Genomic DNA, 17,459 nt, shown 5'->3' on the forward strand with positions numbered 1-17,459 from the left:
CTGGCTGCCCGAATGCCTCAGGCGTGGCGCTGACGCGAGGCGAGGGTGTCGCGCAGCTTGTCGTTGGCTTCCAGCAGCACCCGCTCGGTGGTTTCCCAGTCGATGCAGGCGTCGGTGATGGAGACACCGTACTCCAGCCGGCTCGGATCGTCGGTGAGCTTCTGCGCGCCCCAGTGCAGGTGCGACTCGATCATCAGACCCATGATGGAGGCGTTGCCCTCCAGGATCTGCTGCATGATGTTGTCGACCACCAGCGGCTGCAGCGCCGGGTCCTTGTTGGAGTTGGCGTGGGAGCAGTCGACCATGATGTTGGCACGCAGACCGGCGCCGGAGAGCTCCTGTTCGGCCAGTGCCACACTGACGCTGTCGTAGTTGGGCTTGCCGTTACCGCCGCGTAGTACCACGTGGGCGTTGGCGTTACCGCGCGTACGGATCACTGCCACCTGGCCCTGTTGATCGATACCCAGGAAGTTGTGTCCCGAGGCCACCGAGCGCAGGGCATTGATCGCCACGTCGAGACTGCCATCGGTACCGTTCTTGAAACCGACCGGCCCGGAGAGACCGGAGGCCATTTCGCGGTGAGTCTGCGACTCGGTGGTGCGGGCGCCGATTGCCGACCAGCTGATGCAGTCCTGCAGGTACTGCGGTGAAATGGGGTCGAGCGCCTCGGTGGCCAGCGGTAGGCCCATCTCACACAGCTCCGTCAGCAGTCCGCGGGCGACACGCAGGCCGTATTCGATATCGAAGGAGTCATTGAGGTGAGGATCGTTGATCAGCCCCTTCCAGCCGGTGGTGGTGCGTGGCTTTTCGAAGTAGACCCGCATGACGATGAACAGCGAATCGCTGACCCGTTCGGCCAGTTCGCGCAGTCGACGCGCATAGTCGCGCGCCGCTTCGGTATCATGGATCGAGCAGGGGCCGATGACGACCAGCAGCCGCGGATCCTCGCCGCATAGAATGCGCTCGATGGTGCGACGACTGTCGATCACCGTCTGTTCGGCTTGCTGTGAAAGTGGAATTTCTCCCTTGAGGGCTTCGGGAGTGATCAGCACATCCTGGGACAGGACGTTGAGATTATTGACCTGTTGCTGTGACATGAGCGCGCTATCCGGGCAGACCTTGATAAAGCAGTGTTGGGCCGCTTTGAATCGGCCCCTGAAGGGAAGTTGATACTATCATGGAACTCGGGATGCATGTTGTGGTCAAAAGGGGCAAACAGGCTCCGGAGATTTCCGCCGGCCGTGACGACGGTGCGGAATGGAACATGGATAAACGGGAACAGCACATTGTCGGCATCCGGAACCGGAAATGTCAGATCATGATGACAGTATCGTGTTTTGGTTATTTTTTATGTGATCTGAAGAAACGGCTGCCGGGGCGTGTTCCCTGCTGTTGCGGGGGATTGTGAATGGGGAAGGAAACCGACCACCAGTTGGTTGAACGAGCGCAGAAGGGCGATAGCCGTGCCTTTGATCTGCTGGTGCGCAAATATCAGCACAAGGTGCTGGGACTGGTTGGCCGTTACGTTCAGGATCATTCAGAGGCACAGGACGTTGCCCAGGAAGCCTTCATCAAGGCTTACCGGGCACTGGGCCGTTTTCGCAACGAAAGCGCCTTTTATACCTGGATGTATCGTATCGCGATCAATACGGCCAAAAACTATCTGGTATCGAAGGGGCGTCGACCACCGGGCAGCGACATGGATATCAGTGATGCCGAGGTGCTTGATCAGAGCGGCCGGCTGGCGGATATCGAGACGCCGGAGTCGGCGATCGCCCGCGATCAGCTCGAGCGCGTGGTATTCGAAACCATCGAAAACCTCCCCGAGGATCTGCGTACAGCGATCACCCTGCGTGAGTTCGACGGTCTCTCCTATGAGGAGATCGCCGGCATCATGCAGTGCCCGGTAGGAACGGTGCGTTCGCGCATTTTTCGTGCCCGGGAAGCGGTCGACAATCGTATTCGACCGCTGATGTATCCGGAGCAGGAAGAAGATCTGGTGCGTGAGCAGCAGTAGTTAAGGTCGGTTCGCCGAAAGATGAAGCGCGGTGAGTAAACTTGTGCGATGTCGCGTTGTCTACGACAGGGTGACAGTGCGTCACGACCGGTTTGAGGATGTCAGGCTATGAATCAGAGAGTACGGGAATCCCTTTGTGCATTGATGGATGGAGAAAGCAGCGAATTCGAGACTCGCAGGCTTTTGAAATCGCTGACTGAAGAGGCTCCCGACGAGGCTGATAGCTGGCGGCGCTACCACGTCGCGAGCAGTCTGATACGCGGTGAGCGTGCCATTGATGTCGGCGTCGATATCTCGGCGGCCGTTCGTGAGCGTATCGAAACGGAGTCGCTGGTCCCCGAAGTTGCCCAGCAGTCGGAGACACGACGATCTTCTCCCTTTTCCTTCATGGGCAACGCCGCCATTGCGGCAGCGGTCAGCCTGATGGTGATGACCGGCGTTCAGGTCTATCGTGCCAATAGCGGTGTTGAAAGCGTACCTGCTGCCGGCGGCGAACTGGCTTCGGGCACCCTGCCATCGCGTGAAGGTGTCGGCATGGTCGGCAGCGACGGCTCGATGGCGTCACTGGCTGCCTTTCGCGGCGGTGACAGCGGCGCCGTGATGCCGATCGGTGCGCGCACATCGTGGTTTACTGCCCCGGGCGCTCAGGACTCTTCTCGCAATGATCGTCAGCAGGCGCAGGTGCTGGAGAGCTATCTTGATCGCCATGTCGAACAGGCCGGCCAGCGCAGCAACGCCTGGATGTCCGGTATTCAGGTGCCGGGCGACTTTGGTGGCGATGCGCAGAGAGCTGCCAGGTAATGCGGCAGTGGTTTTGCATTTCGCTGGTGAGCGTCGCGTTGCTGGCGTCGGTGCCGCCGGTCTCTGCGTCACAGGAAGAGGCTTCCGTCGGAGAGGGTGAAGCCGACACCAGTATCGACTGTCAGCAGCTGGATCAGCAGCCCGAAGACAGTGCCAAAGCATGGTTTCGGCGCAGTCTGGTCGCGCAGCACTGCTATGGTTTTCAGGCCGTCGGGCTACGTCTGGGGATGGGCTCGTTGCGCACCTTTCTTGTCGAACAGCGTGTCGATGCCGACGGTCACGAAAAGCAGCACATACAGTATCTCGACGGTCGCGCCGAAAGCATCGATGAGCACGGCGGGCAGTCTGCGCCATGGTGGATCGGCGGTGCCGGTGACCACCACCCCGCTTCAATAAACGCCACCGTCGACCGGCTGGCCGAACTTTACGATTTTCAGATGGTTGCCCGGGATGTGGTGGCGGGTCGTCAGGCGCTGGTGCTCGACATCCAGCCGCGCGACGATCAGCGTTTTCCTCATCGCCTGTGGGTTGATCTGGCCAGTGGGCTGCCGCTGCGCCAGCAGTTGCTTGACGGTAACGGTCAGGCGATGGATACCGTACAGATCGTGCGTCTCGATTCACTGGTACGCATCGAGGGCAGCGTGGATATCGGCAGCAGTGCCGATCAGGCCGCTATGACGTCGATGGGGTGGCAACCGCAGTGGCTGCCGCAGGGATTTTATCGCCAGCCGGCGCAGAGCAGTGTCGAACTCGGTGGTGTCGAAGTCGAGCGCCAACTCTACAGTGATGGTCTGGCGACCCTGAGTATTTTTATTGCACCTGTCAGTGAGTCTGTTGCGCTGCGCGAAGGTGTTCACAGGCTGGGCAACTTTCGTGCCGCCGCGCGGCGTGCAGAGCATGGCGGCGGCGAACATCAGATCATTGCGGTGGGAGCGATTCCCGCCGGTGTGCTGAGCCGTGTGGTTGCCGGCGTCGACTGGCGCTAGCAGCCGGTCGATCCAAAAACTTTTTTTTAACTGAAGACCGGAACCCGGCGCCTGCACCGTGGGTCAATGAAGATAGTGTCGTGCGAGTCAGGCGTTGCGAAGCCGCATGACACATCGCAACATCCTGAAGAAGTCCCGTTTTCAATCCAGCGTGTTCGGAGCTCCATATGGCATATCCCGCTCTGGCGTCGCGACGGTTCGCAGGTCCGCTGTCGCCCGACCAATTCCGATTTTTTGCCCTGCTTATTGCCCTTGCCGTACTGCTGAGCAGTTTCGCGCTACCCGTCCGCGCGGATGAGCAGCGTGGCAATCTGCCCGACTTTACGGCGCTGGTGAAAAGCGCTGCTCCGGCGGTGGTCAATATTTCCACCACGCGCGAGGAGAGTGCCGGCCCCGGCATGAACCAGCAGCAGATACCGGAGATCTTTCGTCATTTCTTCGGCGATCAGATGCCCCCCGGATTCGGCCCGCGCGGTCCGCAGCGTCCCGGCGGTCGCACTCTGAGTTCGCTGGGTTCGGGGTTCATTATCAGCCCCGATGGCTACATCCTCACCAACGCCCATGTCGTGGACGGCGCCGATAACGTTACCGTGCGTCTCAACGACCGGCGCGAGCTCGATGCCGAAGTAGTCGGTACCGACCGCAAGACCGATGTGGCGCTGATCAAGGTCGACGCCAACGATCTGCCCACGCTTGATATCGGTAACTCCGATAATCTCGAGGTGGGCGAATGGGTTGCCGCCATCGGCTCGCCGTTTGGCTTCGATCACTCGGTGACCGCCGGTATCGTCAGCGCCATCAACCGCACCCTGCCGACCGACACCTATGTGCCCTTCATTCAGACCGATGTAGCGATCAACCCGGGTAATTCGGGCGGCCCGCTGTTCAATCTGGATGGCCAGGTGGTGGGCATCAACTCGCAGATCTTTACCCGCAGTGGCGGTTTCATGGGCGTCTCTTTCGCTATTCCGATCAACGTGGCGATGGATATCGCCGATCAGCTGCGCGATAACGGTCAGGTACAGCGTGGCTGGCTGGGCGTAGTGATTCAGCCGGTCTCCGACGATCTGGCCGACTCCTTCGGTCTCGATCGCGCCCGCGGTGCCCTTATCGCCGAGGTGGCGCCCGACAGCCCGGCGGCACAGGCCGGCCTGCAGGCCGGTGATATTATCCTGCGTGCCGGTGATACCGATATCGACTCTTCCGAGATGCTGCCGCGCGTGATCGGTCGTCTTTCACCGGGTGACAGCATCGATCTGCGGGTTCAGCGCGATGGCAGCGAGCGTACCATCAGTCTTGAAGTAGGGCAGTGGCCCGAAAGCGAACAGCCCGGCGATGCCGGTAGCTCGGTCGGCAACGAAAGCGGTCGCCTTGGCGTGGCAGTTTCCGAACTGACTGCCGATCAGCGTCAGCAGCTGGAGATCGACAGTGGCGTACTGGTACGCCAGGTCGCGCCCGACAGTGCCGCCGAGCGTGCCGGTCTGCAGCCCGGCGACGTGATCGTGACACTGGCCGGGCAGAGCATCGATTCCGCCGCGACCCTGCACAAGGTGGTCGAGGGGCTGGAGAGCGACCACCCGGTACCGATGCGCGTCAACCGCGATGGGACCACCCTGTTCGTCGCCCTGCGGCTGGGCGACGCCGGCAAGTGAGCCCTGCGTCGATAGCATGGATGGGGCCCTGTGGGGCCCCATTTTTGTGGACGGATGCCTGCCTATCCCTACTACGGCCAAAACGCTACAATGCCGCCATCTTTTTTTAACGCATGCCCCACGGCCAGCGGCAAAAGCCCGTATGGTCTGCGTCCATGGAGCGGAATTTCCTGAATGCCGGAAACTGAAAATAGAGGCGAGATCAAGCATATACGGAATTTCTCGATCATCGCTCACATTGATCACGGCAAGTCGACACTGGCCGATCGCATCATTCAGATCTGTGGTGGACTGAGCGAGCGCGAGCTCAAGGAGCAGGTGCTCGACTCCATGGATCTCGAGCGTGAGCGAGGTATCACTATCAAGGCGCAGTCGGTAACGCTTGATTACCGTGCGCCGGATGACACCCTCTATCAGCTCAACTTCATCGATACGCCCGGCCACGTCGACTTCTCCTACGAGGTGTCGCGCTCGCTTTACGCCTGCGAGGGCGCACTACTGGTAGTCGATGCCGGACAGGGCGTCGAGGCACAGTCGGTGGCCAACTGCTATACCGCCGTCGAGCAGGGGCTGGAAGTGCTGCCGGTGCTCAACAAGATGGACCTGCCGCAGGCCGACCCGGACAAGGTAATCCACGAAATCGAGGAGATTATCGGCCTCGAGGCTGACATGGCGCCGCGCGTATCGGCCAAGACCGGGTTGGGCATGGAAGGGCTTCTGGAGCAGCTGGTCACCTTCATCCCTCCCCCCAAAGGGGACGTGGAGAAGCCGGTGCAGGCGCTGATCATCGACTCCTGGTTCGATAACTACCAGGGGGTGGTATCGCTGGTGCGCCTTTTTGACGGCACGCTCAAAAAGGGCGATAAAATCCTGATGAAGTCCACCGGTCGCGAGTGGGAGATCAGCGACATCGGTATCTTTACGCCGCGCCAGAAGAGTACCGGCGTGCTGCGTGCCGGCGAGGTGGGGTTCGTGATCGCCGGCATCAAGGACATTCACGGTGCGCCGGTGGGTGATACCATCACCCATGCCAAAACGCCCGAAGTCGAGCGGCTACCCGGCTTTCAGAAGGTCAAGCCGCAGGTCTACGCCGGCATGTTCCCGATCAGTTCGGATGACTATGAGGACTTCCGCGACGCCCTTGAAAAGCTGGCGCTCAACGACGCCTCGCTGGACTATATTCCCGAGAACTCCGATGCGCTGGGCTTTGGCTTTCGGGTCGGCTTTCTCGGTACGCTTCACATGGAGATCATCCAGGAGCGACTGGAGCGCGAATACGGTCTGGATCTGCTGACCACCGCGCCCACCGTCATCTATGAACTGGAGATGGACGACGGCGAGATCAGCTACGTCTCCAACCCCTCCAAGCTGCCTGATATGGGGCGGGTCAACGAGATTCGCGAGCCGATCGTGCGCGCCAGTATTCTGGTGCCGCAGGAGTATGTCGGCAACGTGATCAGCGAATGCGTGGTGCGTCGTGGCGTACAGCTCGACATGCAGGTGCTGGGCAGCCAGATGCAGCTCATCTACGAGCTGCCGATGAGTGAGGTGGTGATGGACTTCTTCGACCGCCTCAAGTCGATCTCAAAGGGGTATGCCTCGCTCGACTATGGCTTCGAGCGTTTCGAAGCGGCGCGACTGGCGCGTCTCGATGTGCTGATCAACGGCGACAGGGTCGATGCGCTGGCGACGATCGTGCATCGCGAGCAGGCACATCAGCGCGGCCGCGCACTGGTGGAGCGGATGCAGGAGATGATTCCGCGGCAAATGTTCGATGTCGCCGTGCAGGCGGCGTTGGGTGGTCACGTGGTGGCACGCTCGACAGTCAAGGCGCTGCGCAAGAACGTTACCGCCAAGTGCTACGGCGGTGACGTGTCGCGCAAGCGCAAGCTTCTCGACAAGCAGAAGCAGGGCAAGAAACGCATGAAACAGGTCGGCAAGGTGGAGATTCCGCAGGATGCCTTCCTCGCCGTACTCAAGGTCAACAGCGACTGAACGCGGCCTCGCGCGGTCGAGACGAATACAAGGCAAACCATGGATTTTTCGCTTCTGCTGGTAGTGGCCGTGTTGGTCACGGGTGTTATCTGGCTACTCGATATTGCCGTGCTGCGACGCCGGCGCGGCGCACCCGAGGCGGGCAGTCGGCCGCCTGGCGAGACGACCCACGGCGACAGCAGTGGCGTGAAAGAGCCCTGGTACGTTGACTATTCGCGTTCCTTCTTCCCGGTGCTGCTGATCGTACTGCTGCTGCGCTCCTTCGTGGTCGAGCCGTTTCAGATACCGTCAAGCTCCATGGAGCCGACGCTGGATGTGGGCGATTTCATCGTGGTCAGCAAATTTGCCTACGGACTCAGACTGCCGGTGCTCGATACCAAAATCGTCGACACCGGCGAACCCGAGCGCGGCGACATCATGGTGTTTCGTTTTCCCGGCGATGAATCGGTCAACTTCATCAAGCGAGTGATCGGGCTGCCCGGCGACAGCGTGCGCTATCAGAACAAGCAGCTTTATATCAACGGCGAACCGGTGCAGAAGGTGCTCATCGAGTCCGGCGTTGGCGAACAGCAGGCGCGTGATCTGTATCGTGAAAATCTCGACGGTGTCGAGCACATGATTTTCAACAATCCCGGCTATCCCGGCCCGCAGATGGATCAGGTCACCGTGCCACCGGGCCATTATTTCATGATGGGCGACAACCGCGATGACTCCAACGACAGCCGTTACTGGGGCTTCGTGCCCGAGCACGATATCGTCGGCCGTGCCTTTGCCGTCTGGATGCACTGGGATGGCGGACTGCCGGACTTCACCCAGGCGCGTCTGCTGCATTGAAGCCGTTGCCGCAGAGCCTTTGTCGTTGCCATCATGATCGATTCAACACCAATCCAATAAAAGCGAAAATGTCGTGAGCAGTTCCCCTGATAACCTGAGCGGCCGCATCGGCCATCGATTTCATGATCGGGCGCGCCTCGAACTGGCCCTGACGCACCGCAGCTATGGCGGTGCCAACAACGAGCGACTCGAGTTCCTGGGCGACTCGATCGTCAACTTCGTGGTTGGCGAGGCACTCTACGAGCGCTTTCCCCAGGCGCGGGAAGGCCAGCTTTCGAGGCTGCGGGCGCGACTGGTCAAGGGTGAGACGCTGGCCGAGCTGGGGCGCGAATTCGAACTGGGCCAGTATCTGCGTCTGGGCTCGGGTGAGATGAAAAGCGGCGGTCATCGCCGCGACTCGATTCTTGCCGACGCCATGGAGGCGATCATCGGCGCGATCTATCTCGACAGCGACATGGAGACCGTTCGCCGCTGTGTGCGCCACTGGTACAGCCAACGGCTGACGGCGCTCAACCTCGAGGACACCCAGAAAGACCCCAAGACGCGCCTGCAGGAGTTTTTGCAGTCGCGCCAGATAGCGTTGCCGCGCTATGACGTGCTCGATATCGAGGGTGAGGCGCATGCCCAGCAGTTCACCGTCAGCTGCCATGTCGAGCTGCTCGACGAGCCCACCCTTGGTGTCGGTACCAGCCGCCGCTACGCCGAGCAGCAGGCCGCCGAGCGCGCGCTGGCGCTGATCGAGCCCGGCGGCCGCTGATGGCCATCATCCAATAGAGGAAAGCGCATCATGAGCGATACCGGCTCCGACAGTACCGCCGAGGGCAGGGTGCGCTGCGGTTTCGTGGCGATCGTCGGCCGCCCCAACGTCGGCAAGTCGACCCTTTTGAACCGCATTCTGGGGCAGAAGATCTCGATCACCTCGCGTCGGCCGCAGACGACTCGCCATCAGGTGATGGGGGTCAAGACCGAAGGCGATAGCCAGGCCATCTACGTCGATACGCCCGGCATTCACCATATGCAGCGTGACCGCAATCGCGCCATCAACGCCTTCATGAACCAGGCGGCCAGCCAGGCGCTGCGCGATGTCGACTGTGTGGTCTTTATCATTGACCGCAGCCGCTGGACCAGCGAGGACGACGCCGTACTGGCAAAGCTGGAAAACGTCAGCGCGCCGGTGATTCTGGCGGTCAACAAGGTCGATCGCATCGAGGATCGCTCGACGCTGCTGCCGTGGCTGGCCGAACTGGAAAAGCGCCGCAGCTTTGCCGCCATCGTGCCGCTTTCGGCGCGCCACGGCACCAATGTGGCGGCACTGGAAGAAGAAGTAACGCGCCACCTGCCGGAAGGTATTCACTTCTTTCCCGAGGATCAGATCACCGATCGCAGTCAGCGTTTTCTGGCCGCCGAACTGGTGCGTGAAAAGGTCACCCGCCAGCTCGGTGACGAGCTGCCCTATCAGATGACGGTGGAGATCGAATCCTTCCGCGACGAAGGTCACATCATCCACATCGATGCGCTGATGCTGGTCGAGCGCGATGGCCAGAAGAAAATTCTGATCGGCGAGAAGGGCGAGCGGATCAAGAAAATCGGCCAGGACGCGCGCCTCGATATGGAGCGTCAGTTCGACTGCAAGGTGATGCTCAAGCTGTGGGTCAAGGTGAAGCGCGGCTGGTCGGACGACGCCCGGGCACTGAAAAGTCTCGGCTACGATCTCGAATGAGTCGTGGCCATGACGTTGGGTGACAGTCATGACATTGAGTGACCGTGTCGCATGAGCATGTCGCTGCAGCCGGCCTGGCTGCTGCACCGCCGGGCGTGGCGCGAAACCAGTGCGCTGGTCGATCTGTTGACCCTGTATGACGGCCGTATCCGCGGCGTAGCGCGCGGTGTCATGCGTCCCGGCAGCCGTACCCGTCATCGCTTGCAGTCCTTCGCGCCGCTGCACGTCAGCTGGCGCGGCGATGGCGATCTCAAGACGCTGCGCGATATCGAGTCGCGTGGCCCCGGGGCGCTGCTGGCCGGCGAGGGGCTGATCTGCGGTCTCTATGCCAACGAGCTGATGACTCGCCTGCTGCCGCTCTCGCTGCCGGTGGAAACCCTGTTCGCCTTCTATGCGGCGCTGCTCGAGGCGCTGCCCTTTCCCGATCGTCGCGCCGCCGCGCTGCGCCGCTTCGAGATCACCCTGCTGGAAGTGCTGGACGCCGAGCCGGTGTTTCTCGATCCGCTTGATCGCGCGCTGGACGACGAGCAGCACTACCTTTATGACCCGGCACTGCGCCGTTTTCGTCCGGCCGAGGAGGGCCGACCCGCCTTCGATGCGCGGACGCTTCAGTGGCTGGCGCGAGGCGACTGGGAGTCCGCCGGTGTGGCGGGTAGCGCGCGGGCACTGGTGCGCCAGGCGCTGGCGCCGTTGTTGGGCGAGCGCGAGCTGCATTCACGGCAGCTGATGCGCCAATTGGTGCGCCGTCGGCGTGGCGATAGCGGCGCCTGACAGCCCCTCTCTCACTTTGACATCGCAAGGAGCCTCATCATGGCCGAACTTATCGGGGCCTCCCCGTCAAAGGCGCGCACCGGCGGCTGGCCGTCGCGCCCTCTGCTGGGCGTCAACGTCGATCACATTGCCACCCTGCGTCAGGCGCGCGGCACCCGCTTTCCCGATCCTGTTCAGGCTGCGCTGCTGGCCGAACAGGCCGGCGCCGACGGTATTACCATGCACCTGCGTGAAGATCGCCGCCACATTCAGGATCGCGATATCGAGCGGGCGGCCGACATGCTCAATACCCGTCTCAATCTCGAAATGGCGGTGGTCGAGGAGATGATCGCGCTGGCCGAGCGGATCAGGCCCGCCAATGTCTGCCTGGTACCGGAAAAGCGCGCCGAGCTGACCACCGAAGGCGGTCTCGACGTGGTCGCCAATCGCGACCGCATCGCGGCGGCGTGTCGGCGGCTGAAGGCGGCGGGCTGTGAGGTATCGCTGTTCATCGATCCCGATCCCGATCAGATTCGCGCCGCTCTCGAGGTCGGCGCCCCCGTGGTCGAGCTGCACACCGGGGCCTGGGTCGAAGCATCGCGTGAGCACGCGCCGGTGGCGTTCGAGCGTATCGCCGCGGCGGGGGAGATGGCCTTTGAAATGGGCCTGGTGGTGAATGCCGGTCATGGCCTGCATTACCACAACGTCGAGGCGGTCGCGGCATTGGCCTGGTGCAACGAACTCAACATCGGCCATGCCATTGTCGCGCGCGCCGCCTTCAGCGGGCTTGCCGAGGCGGTTGCGGAGATGAAGCGGCTGATGGTCGGCGCCCGCGACAGCGCCAGACTCCAGCGCGCCGCACGCCTGGCCGGTGGTGACAGTCGCGGTACCGCGGATGTCACAACTGACGACACCCACGGCCAGCCTTTATAATACGAGTATCTTATTGTGCGGCGGCGCGGCCTCGGCGGTCGCCTGTCGCCCCAGGGAGCCCAGCCATGCAGTACCCCACCATTGAATCCACCGTCGGCAACACGCCGCTGGTGCAGCTCAAGCGCATCAGCGCCGGCAGCAATACGCTGCTGGCCAAGCTGGAGGGCAACAATCCGGCGGGTTCGGTCAAGGACCGTCCGGCGCTGTCGATGTTGACCCACGCCGAGGCGCGCGGCGAGATCAGCCCGGGTGATACTCTGATCGAGGCGACTTCCGGTAATACCGGCATTGCGCTGGCCATGGCCGCCGCCATTCGCGGCTATCGCATGAAGTTGATCATGCCGGCCAATGCCAGTAGCGAGCGCAAGCAGGCAATGGCCGCCTACGGCGCTGAACTGATCGAGGTAAGCCGGGAAGAGGGCATGGAGGGCGCCCGCGATCTCGCCGAGCAGATGATCGCGCGCGGCGAGGGCCGGCCACTCAATCAGTTCGCCAACCATGACAACCCGCTGGCGCACTACGAGACCACCGGTCCCGAGCTGTGGCGCCAGACCGGCGGCGAGATTACCCACTTCATCAGTTCGATGGGGACCACCGGCACCATCATGGGCACCTCGCGCTATCTCAAGGCGCAGAACCCCGCAGTGCAGATCATCGGCCTGCAGCCCGAGGATGGCGCCAGCATTCCCGGCATTCGCCGCTGGCCGGAAGCCTATCGGCCGAGTATCTTCGAGCAGAGCCGGGTCGATCGCGTCGTCGATATTGGCCAGCAGGAGGCGGAAGAACATATGCGCCGGCTGGCGCGCGAGGAGGGCATCTTCGCCGGTGTCTCCTCCGGCGGTGCGCTGGCCGGCGCGCTGCGTCTCGCCGAGACGCTGGACAACGCCGTGATCGTCTTTATCGTCTGCGATCGCGGTGACCGCTATCTCTCCACCGGACTCTACGCGCCGGAGCAGAGCTGATATGGCCATGCTGGGGCAGCAGCGCACGCCGCGCCGGGCACAGCGCAAGCGACGCGAGTCCGCCACCGGTGACGGCAACGACGGCGCTTCGGTCATCATCGAGCGGCTGGCGCACGACGGCCGCGGCGTGGCTCGCGATGCCGACGGCAAGACGCTGTTCGTCGATCGCGCGCTGCCCGGCGAGCGTGTCGAAGTGGCGGTACATACCCAGCGCGGGCGCTTTGACGAGGCCCACGTCAGGCGTGTGCTGACGGCCTCGCCCGAGCGCGTCGAGCCCCCCTGCTCGCACTTTGGTCGCTGCGGCGGCTGTGATCTGCAGCATCTGAGCAGCGCCGGCCAGCAGGAACACCGTCGCCGGGTACTGCGCGAGCATTTCCAGCGCCACGCTATCGAACTGCCGGAGATTGCGCTGCTCTGCGGCGAGGCGCTGGGCTATCGCCGCCGGGCGCGGCTCGGGGTACGTGTCGGCCGCGATGGCCAGCGCCATCTCGGCTACCGCCTACGCGGTCAGGATCGACTTTTCGACGTTACCCGGTGTCCGATTCTGGAACCGCGCCTGGAAGCGCTGCTGTCGCCCCTGCGCGAGGTGGTCGATAGCCTCGAGGCGCCGCGTCGGCTGGGCCATATCGAGCTGATGGCCGGGGATGACGCGATCATGCTGACGCTGCGTCAGCTGCGTCAGCTGCGCCGGGTGTCCGGCGATATCGCCCTTTGGCAGGCCTTTGCCGCCGAGCGGGGCGTGTTGTTGACCTTCGACTTCGGGGCCGACGGCAGCGAAAGCCGGGATGCGCCTAAAGACGAAGAGCGGCGCGATGCCGACGCCGAGCACAATAGCGAGCGCGCGCCGCGGCGTCTCGAGCGACTCGACGGCGAGCCACAGCGCTGCCTGACCTACCGGCCGCTGGACGATGGGCCGCCGGTCGAGGTGGAGAGCGGCGATTTTCTGCAGGCCAACGCGGCGGTCAATCGACAGCTGGTGGCACAGGTGCTGGCCCATGCGACACCCGCCGAGGGGACGACGATCGTCGATCTGTTTGCCGGCGTGGGCAACTTCTCACTGCCGCTGGCCGCCGCGGGCGCCGAAGTGATCGCCTATGAAGGGCGCGAGACGATGGTGCGCAGGCTGCAGCACAATGCGCGCCGGGCCGGTCAGGGGGAGCGACTCACGGCGCACTGTGTCGATCTTGCCAGTGCACCGCAGTGGCCGTCGCACTGCGCCGTGGCACTGCTCGATCCGCCGCGCGGTGGTGCCATGGCGCTGTGCGAAGCGCTGGCCGAGCGCGGCCCGGCGCGCATTCTCTACGTCTCCTGCGAGCCGGCGACCCTGGCACGTGACATCGATCTTCTGGTGCGGGGTGGCTACCGCATCAGCGAGGCACTGGTGGCGGACATGTTTCCCCAGACCGCGCATCTCGAAGCGCTGCTGGTGCTTGATCGCTATCGGGTCTGATACCGCCCAAAGAGCGCATTTTAAAACAGTGCCATGCGCCTGGCGCCGGGAAAAAGTTGCCGCAAGGGTCTTTCGACATGGATGTCGAAAGTAGCGCCCATGAAGGGGTTCATAGCGCCCTTGTGGAAACTTTCTCCCGGAGAGACGTGATTCAGCAATACCTTCCGGGTGGGACGCCGCCATAAGGGTCTGCAATAACAACGGGACAGCTGCGATATGGTCAAGGTTCGCGAAGATCAGCCGCTCGACAGCACAGGGCGCGTCGATATTTCCAGTTGGGTCGCGCGCCTGCAACACGAGATCAGTCTGCGCGATCCGGCGGCGCTGGAGCACGCCTGTCGCTATGCCGCCGGCGTCAATGATAAAGCCGCAAGTGCGCAGCCGGCCTGGCGTGATATCTACTCCGCCTTTCGCATCGGCCTTGAAATGGCCGACATTCTCGGCGAACTCAAGCTCGACCAGCAGGCGATTACCGCCGCCGTGCTGTATCGCAGCGTGCGCGAAAAGCTGGTCACCGTGGCCGCGGTGGAGCGTGAATTCGGCCACGAGGTGGCCGGTCTGGTCGACGGCGTGCTGCGCATGGCGGCGATCTCTCAGCTGCAGGCGCCGGACAGCGGCATGAGCCAGCACAATCAGCAGGAGAACCTGCGCAAGATGCTGGTGACCATGATCGATGACGTGCGGGTGGCGCTGATCAAGATCGCCGAGCGTACCTGCATGCTGCGTCACGTGCGTGACGGCTCCCGTGAGCGCGCCGAGCGGGTGGCCCGTGAGGTATTCGACATCTATGCGCCGCTGGCGCATCGTCTCGGCGTCGGCCAGCTCAAGTGGGAGCTGGAGGATCTCTCCTTTCGCTATCTGCACGAGAGCGAATACAAGGCCATCGCCCTGCAGCTGGCGGAGAAGCGCCTCGACCGCGATCGCTACATCAGCGATGTGGTACAGCGTCTCAGACATCTGCTGGAAGCGCACAACATCACCCGCCATGACATCTCCGGGCGCGCCAAGCATATCTATTCGATCTGGCGCAAGATGAAGCGCAAGCGCATCGACTTTTCGCAGGTCCACGACGTGCGTGCGGTGCGGGTGCTGGTGCCCGAGGTGACCGACTGCTATACGGTGCTGGGCATCGTCCATTCGCTGTGGCACCACGTGCCCAACGAGTTCGACGACTATATCGCCAACCCCAAGAAAAACGGCTATCAGTCGCTGCATACTGCCGTCTTTGGCCCCGAGAACAAGGTGCTGGAGATTCAGATTCGCACCTTTGCGATGCACGAAGAAGCAGAGCTGGGAGTCTGTGCCCACTGGCGCTACAAGGGTCACGACGTCGACAATCGCAGCCGCGGCTACGAAGAGAAGATCGCCTGGCTGCGCCAGGTGCTGGAGTGGCAGGAGGAGGTCGGCGAAATTACCGATCTCAGCGAGGGCTTCAGCTCCGATATCGCCCCGGATCGCATCTATGTGTTCACTCCCGACGGCCACGTCATCGATCTGCCGCGTGTCGCCACGCCGATCGATTTCGCCTACCGGGTACATACCGAGGTGGGCCATCGCTGTCGCGGCGCCAAGGTCGACGGTCGCATCGTACCGCTCACCTATCGCCTGCGTACCGGCCAGCAGGTGGAGATTCTGACCGCCACCAGCGGTGGCCCCAGCCGCGATTGGCTGAGCCCCGCGCTGGGCTATGTGCGCACCTCACGGGCAAAGGCCAGGATTCAGTCGTGGTTCAAGCTGCAGGCGCGCGAGCAGAATATCGACGAGGGGCGGGCGCTGCTGGAGCGTGAGTTCCGCCGCCTCGATCTGGAAAAACTCGACCGTGAGCGGCTGGCGCGAGCGGTCAACTACACCGGCATCGAGGATATGTACGCCGCCATCGGCGCCGGTGATCTGCGCATCGGCCAGGTGCTCAACCAGGCACAGCAGCTGTTCGGCGACAGCGACGACGACGAGGAGCTTGACCGGCTGCTGACCCGGCCGCGGCGCCACGGGGCCAGGGAGTCCAGCGACAGCATCACCGTGCTGGGGGTGGGCAATCTCAAGACGCAGATGGCCAACTGCTGCCATCCGGTGCCGGGTGACGAGATTGTCGGTTTCATCACCCAGGGGCGCGGAGTGACCGTGCACCGCCAGGAGTGCCCCAACATTTTGCAGCTCAAAAGCGAGGAACCGGCGCGCATCGTACAGGTGGACTGGGGGCGCCAGCAGCCGATCCAGTATCCGGTGGACATCGAGATTCGCGCTTGGGACCGCTCCAACCTGCTGCGCGACGTGACCGGTATTCTCTCCAACGAGAAGGTCAATGTGCTGGGTGTCAACACGGCTACCGATCGCGACGATCATCTCGCGACGCTGAAAATTACCCTTGAAGTTTCGGGGCTGGACGTGCTGTCGCGACTGATCAACCGTATCAGCCAACTGACCAACGTGACCGATATTCGCCGCCTGCGCCAGGGCGGCGGTGGCACCTGACGGCGGGACACAGCGATGACCGATGGGCGCTACGACCTCAATGACCTTCTGACCCTGATGGCGGTGCTGCGCGACCCGCAGCAGGGCTGTCCCTGGGATGTGCACCAGAAATGGGATTCGATCGTCCCGCATACGCTGGAAGAGGCTCATGAGGTCGCCGATGCCATCGAGCGGCGCGCCTTCGATGAACTGCCCGGCGAGCTGGGCGATCTGCTGTTTCAGGTGGTCTATTACGCGCAGTTCGGCGCCGAGGAGGGGCGTTTCGACTTCCACGACGTGGTGCATACCCTCACCACCAAAATGATCGAGCGCCATCCCCATGTCTTTCCCGCCGGGCGGCTCGACTCACGCCGTGAGGGCGTTCCGGCGGCCGAGGTGGATAGCGCTCGGGTAGGACAGCGCTGGGAGGCGCTCAAGGCCGACGAGCGCGAGGCGCGCAGCACCCGGGCCGCCACGACCTCGCTGCTGGATGACATTCCCCGCGCGCTGCCGGCGCTGTCGCGCGCCCACAAACTGTCGAAACGTGCCGCTCGCGCCGGCTTCGACTGGCCCGACCATCGTGGCGCGCTGGACAAGATTTACGAAGAACTGGGCGAGCTGGAAGCAGAGATTGGTGCCGACGACAGCGAGCGCATGCAGGCCGAACTGGGCGATCTGCTGTTCGCGGTGGTCAATCTGGCGCGTCATCTGGGCGTCGACCCGGAGCAGGCGCTGCGCGGCACCGGCGCGCGCTTCGAGTCGCGCTTTCGCTTCGTCGAGCAGTGCGCACGCGAGGCCGGCGACGACATCGGCGTTTGCGACCTGGCGACGCTTGAGGGCTACTGGCAGGCCGCCAAACGGCGCGAGTGATTATGCCGCCCTGCGACTTTGGTCGCAGGCGGGCAGTG

At 62.9% G+C, this 17,459-nt stretch carries 16 protein-coding genes; 15 read left to right on the top strand and 1 reads right to left on the bottom strand.

Annotation, left to right across the window (positions count from 1 at the left end):
• Positions 1-17 precede the first annotated feature (17 nt).
• Positions 18-1,097 (bottom strand): 3-deoxy-7-phosphoheptulonate synthase, encoded by a 1,080-nt coding sequence (locus H146_RS0109590; RefSeq protein ID WP_019951664.1) that lies wholly within the window; start codon positions 1,095-1,097, stop codon positions 18-20.
• 80 nt (positions 1,098-1,177) lie between these two features.
• Between H146_RS0109590 and H146_RS21355 the strand changes: the two genes are divergently transcribed.
• The 15 genes from H146_RS21355 (at position 1,178) to mazG (ending at position 17,421) form a co-directional block, all read left to right on the top strand.
• A complete protein-coding gene (locus tag H146_RS21355) occupies positions 1,178-1,408 on the top strand; it encodes a hypothetical protein (protein ID WP_156826766.1) in 231 nt (76 codons plus the stop codon).
• A complete protein-coding gene (gene rpoE / locus H146_RS0109595) occupies positions 1,409-2,017 on the top strand; it encodes an RNA polymerase sigma factor RpoE (protein ID WP_019951665.1) in 609 nt (202 codons plus the stop codon).
• Between the two features lie 108 nt (positions 2,018-2,125).
• A complete protein-coding gene (locus H146_RS19005) occupies positions 2,126-2,818 on the top strand; it encodes a sigma-E factor negative regulatory protein (RefSeq protein ID WP_083920832.1) in 693 nt (230 codons plus the stop codon).
• Positions 2,818-3,804, top strand: a complete 987-nt coding sequence (locus H146_RS0109605) for a MucB/RseB C-terminal domain-containing protein (protein ID WP_026351883.1) — start codon at positions 2,818-2,820, stop codon at positions 3,802-3,804. The genes H146_RS19005 and H146_RS0109605 overlap by 1 nt, the downstream gene beginning before the upstream one ends.
• Before the next feature lie 167 nt (positions 3,805-3,971).
• On the top strand, positions 3,972-5,456 hold the full coding sequence (locus H146_RS0109610) for a DegQ family serine endoprotease (RefSeq protein WP_019951667.1): 1,485 nt from the start codon (positions 3,972-3,974) through the stop codon (positions 5,454-5,456).
• Between the two features lie 174 nt (positions 5,457-5,630).
• The gene (lepA, locus tag H146_RS0109615) at positions 5,631-7,451 is read left to right on the top strand and encodes a translation elongation factor 4 (protein ID WP_019951668.1); all 1,821 of its coding nucleotides are present in this window, start codon (positions 5,631-5,633) and stop codon (positions 7,449-7,451) included.
• A gap of 39 nt (positions 7,452-7,490) precedes the next feature.
• Positions 7,491-8,285: a signal peptidase I gene (gene lepB, locus H146_RS0109620; RefSeq protein WP_019951669.1), complete on the top strand. Its 795-nt coding sequence runs from the start codon at positions 7,491-7,493 to the stop codon at positions 8,283-8,285.
• A gap of 73 nt (positions 8,286-8,358) precedes the next feature.
• Positions 8,359-9,042 carry a ribonuclease III gene (gene rnc, locus H146_RS0109625; RefSeq protein ID WP_019951670.1) on the top strand — a complete coding sequence of 228 codons (684 nt, stop codon included), beginning with the start codon at positions 8,359-8,361 and terminating at the stop codon, positions 9,040-9,042.
• Positions 9,043-9,072: 30 nt separating this feature from the next.
• Positions 9,073-10,005 (top strand): GTPase Era, encoded by a 933-nt coding sequence (era, locus tag H146_RS0109630; protein WP_019951671.1) that lies wholly within the window; start codon positions 9,073-9,075, stop codon positions 10,003-10,005.
• 57 nt (positions 10,006-10,062) lie between these two features.
• Complete coding sequence (gene recO, locus H146_RS0109635; protein WP_026351885.1) at positions 10,063-10,776, top strand: DNA repair protein RecO; 714 nt, start codon at positions 10,063-10,065, stop codon at positions 10,774-10,776.
• A gap of 39 nt (positions 10,777-10,815) precedes the next feature.
• The gene (gene pdxJ / locus H146_RS19010) at positions 10,816-11,688 is read left to right on the top strand and encodes a pyridoxine 5'-phosphate synthase (protein ID WP_019951673.1); all 873 of its coding nucleotides are present in this window, start codon (positions 10,816-10,818) and stop codon (positions 11,686-11,688) included.
• 65 nt (positions 11,689-11,753) lie between these two features.
• Positions 11,754-12,650: a cysteine synthase CysM gene (cysM, locus tag H146_RS0109645; protein ID WP_019951674.1), complete on the top strand. Its 897-nt coding sequence runs from the start codon at positions 11,754-11,756 to the stop codon at positions 12,648-12,650.
• A 1-nt stretch (position 12,651) separates the two neighbouring features.
• Positions 12,652-14,100: a TRAM domain-containing protein gene (locus H146_RS0109650; RefSeq protein WP_019951675.1), complete on the top strand. Its 1,449-nt coding sequence runs from the start codon at positions 12,652-12,654 to the stop codon at positions 14,098-14,100.
• 216 nt (positions 14,101-14,316) lie between these two features.
• Complete coding sequence (gene relA, locus H146_RS0109655; RefSeq protein WP_019951676.1) at positions 14,317-16,572, top strand: GTP diphosphokinase; 2,256 nt, start codon at positions 14,317-14,319, stop codon at positions 16,570-16,572.
• Positions 16,573-16,587: 15 nt separating this feature from the next.
• Positions 16,588-17,421: a nucleoside triphosphate pyrophosphohydrolase gene (mazG, locus tag H146_RS0109660; protein ID WP_019951677.1), complete on the top strand. Its 834-nt coding sequence runs from the start codon at positions 16,588-16,590 to the stop codon at positions 17,419-17,421.
• Positions 17,422-17,459: the final 38 nt, after the last annotated feature.

This window comes from Kushneria aurantia DSM 21353, from assembly GCF_000382245.1.
GTDB classification, from domain to species: Bacteria; Pseudomonadota; Gammaproteobacteria; order Pseudomonadales; family Halomonadaceae; genus Kushneria; species Kushneria aurantia.

What these genes read in the sequence shown, in the direction of transcription:
- H146_RS0109590 (WP_019951664.1), bottom strand. Translation starts at nt 1,097, where the DNA reads ATGTCACAGCAACAGGTCAATAATCTCAACGTCCTGTCCCAGGATGTG.
- H146_RS21355 (WP_156826766.1), top strand. Translation starts at nt 1,178, where the DNA reads ATGGAACTCGGGATGCATGTTGTGGTCAAAAGGGGCAAACAGGCTCCG.
- rpoE (WP_019951665.1), top strand. Translation starts at nt 1,409, where the DNA reads ATGGGGAAGGAAACCGACCACCAGTTGGTTGAACGAGCGCAGAAGGGC.
- H146_RS19005 (WP_083920832.1), top strand. Translation starts at nt 2,126, where the DNA reads ATGAATCAGAGAGTACGGGAATCCCTTTGTGCATTGATGGATGGAGAA.
- H146_RS0109605 (WP_026351883.1), top strand. Translation starts at nt 2,818, where the DNA reads ATGCGGCAGTGGTTTTGCATTTCGCTGGTGAGCGTCGCGTTGCTGGCG.
- H146_RS0109610 (WP_019951667.1), top strand. Translation starts at nt 3,972, where the DNA reads ATGGCATATCCCGCTCTGGCGTCGCGACGGTTCGCAGGTCCGCTGTCG.
- lepA (WP_019951668.1), top strand. Translation starts at nt 5,631, where the DNA reads ATGCCGGAAACTGAAAATAGAGGCGAGATCAAGCATATACGGAATTTC.
- lepB (WP_019951669.1), top strand. Translation starts at nt 7,491, where the DNA reads ATGGATTTTTCGCTTCTGCTGGTAGTGGCCGTGTTGGTCACGGGTGTT.
- era (WP_019951671.1), top strand. Translation starts at nt 9,073, where the DNA reads ATGAGCGATACCGGCTCCGACAGTACCGCCGAGGGCAGGGTGCGCTGC.
- recO (WP_026351885.1), top strand. Translation starts at nt 10,063, where the DNA reads ATGTCGCTGCAGCCGGCCTGGCTGCTGCACCGCCGGGCGTGGCGCGAA.
- pdxJ (WP_019951673.1), top strand. Translation starts at nt 10,816, where the DNA reads ATGGCCGAACTTATCGGGGCCTCCCCGTCAAAGGCGCGCACCGGCGGC.
- cysM (WP_019951674.1), top strand. Translation starts at nt 11,754, where the DNA reads ATGCAGTACCCCACCATTGAATCCACCGTCGGCAACACGCCGCTGGTG.
- H146_RS0109650 (WP_019951675.1), top strand. Translation starts at nt 12,652, where the DNA reads ATGGCCATGCTGGGGCAGCAGCGCACGCCGCGCCGGGCACAGCGCAAG.
- relA (WP_019951676.1), top strand. Translation starts at nt 14,317, where the DNA reads ATGGTCAAGGTTCGCGAAGATCAGCCGCTCGACAGCACAGGGCGCGTC.
- mazG (WP_019951677.1), top strand. Translation starts at nt 16,588, where the DNA reads ATGACCGATGGGCGCTACGACCTCAATGACCTTCTGACCCTGATGGCG.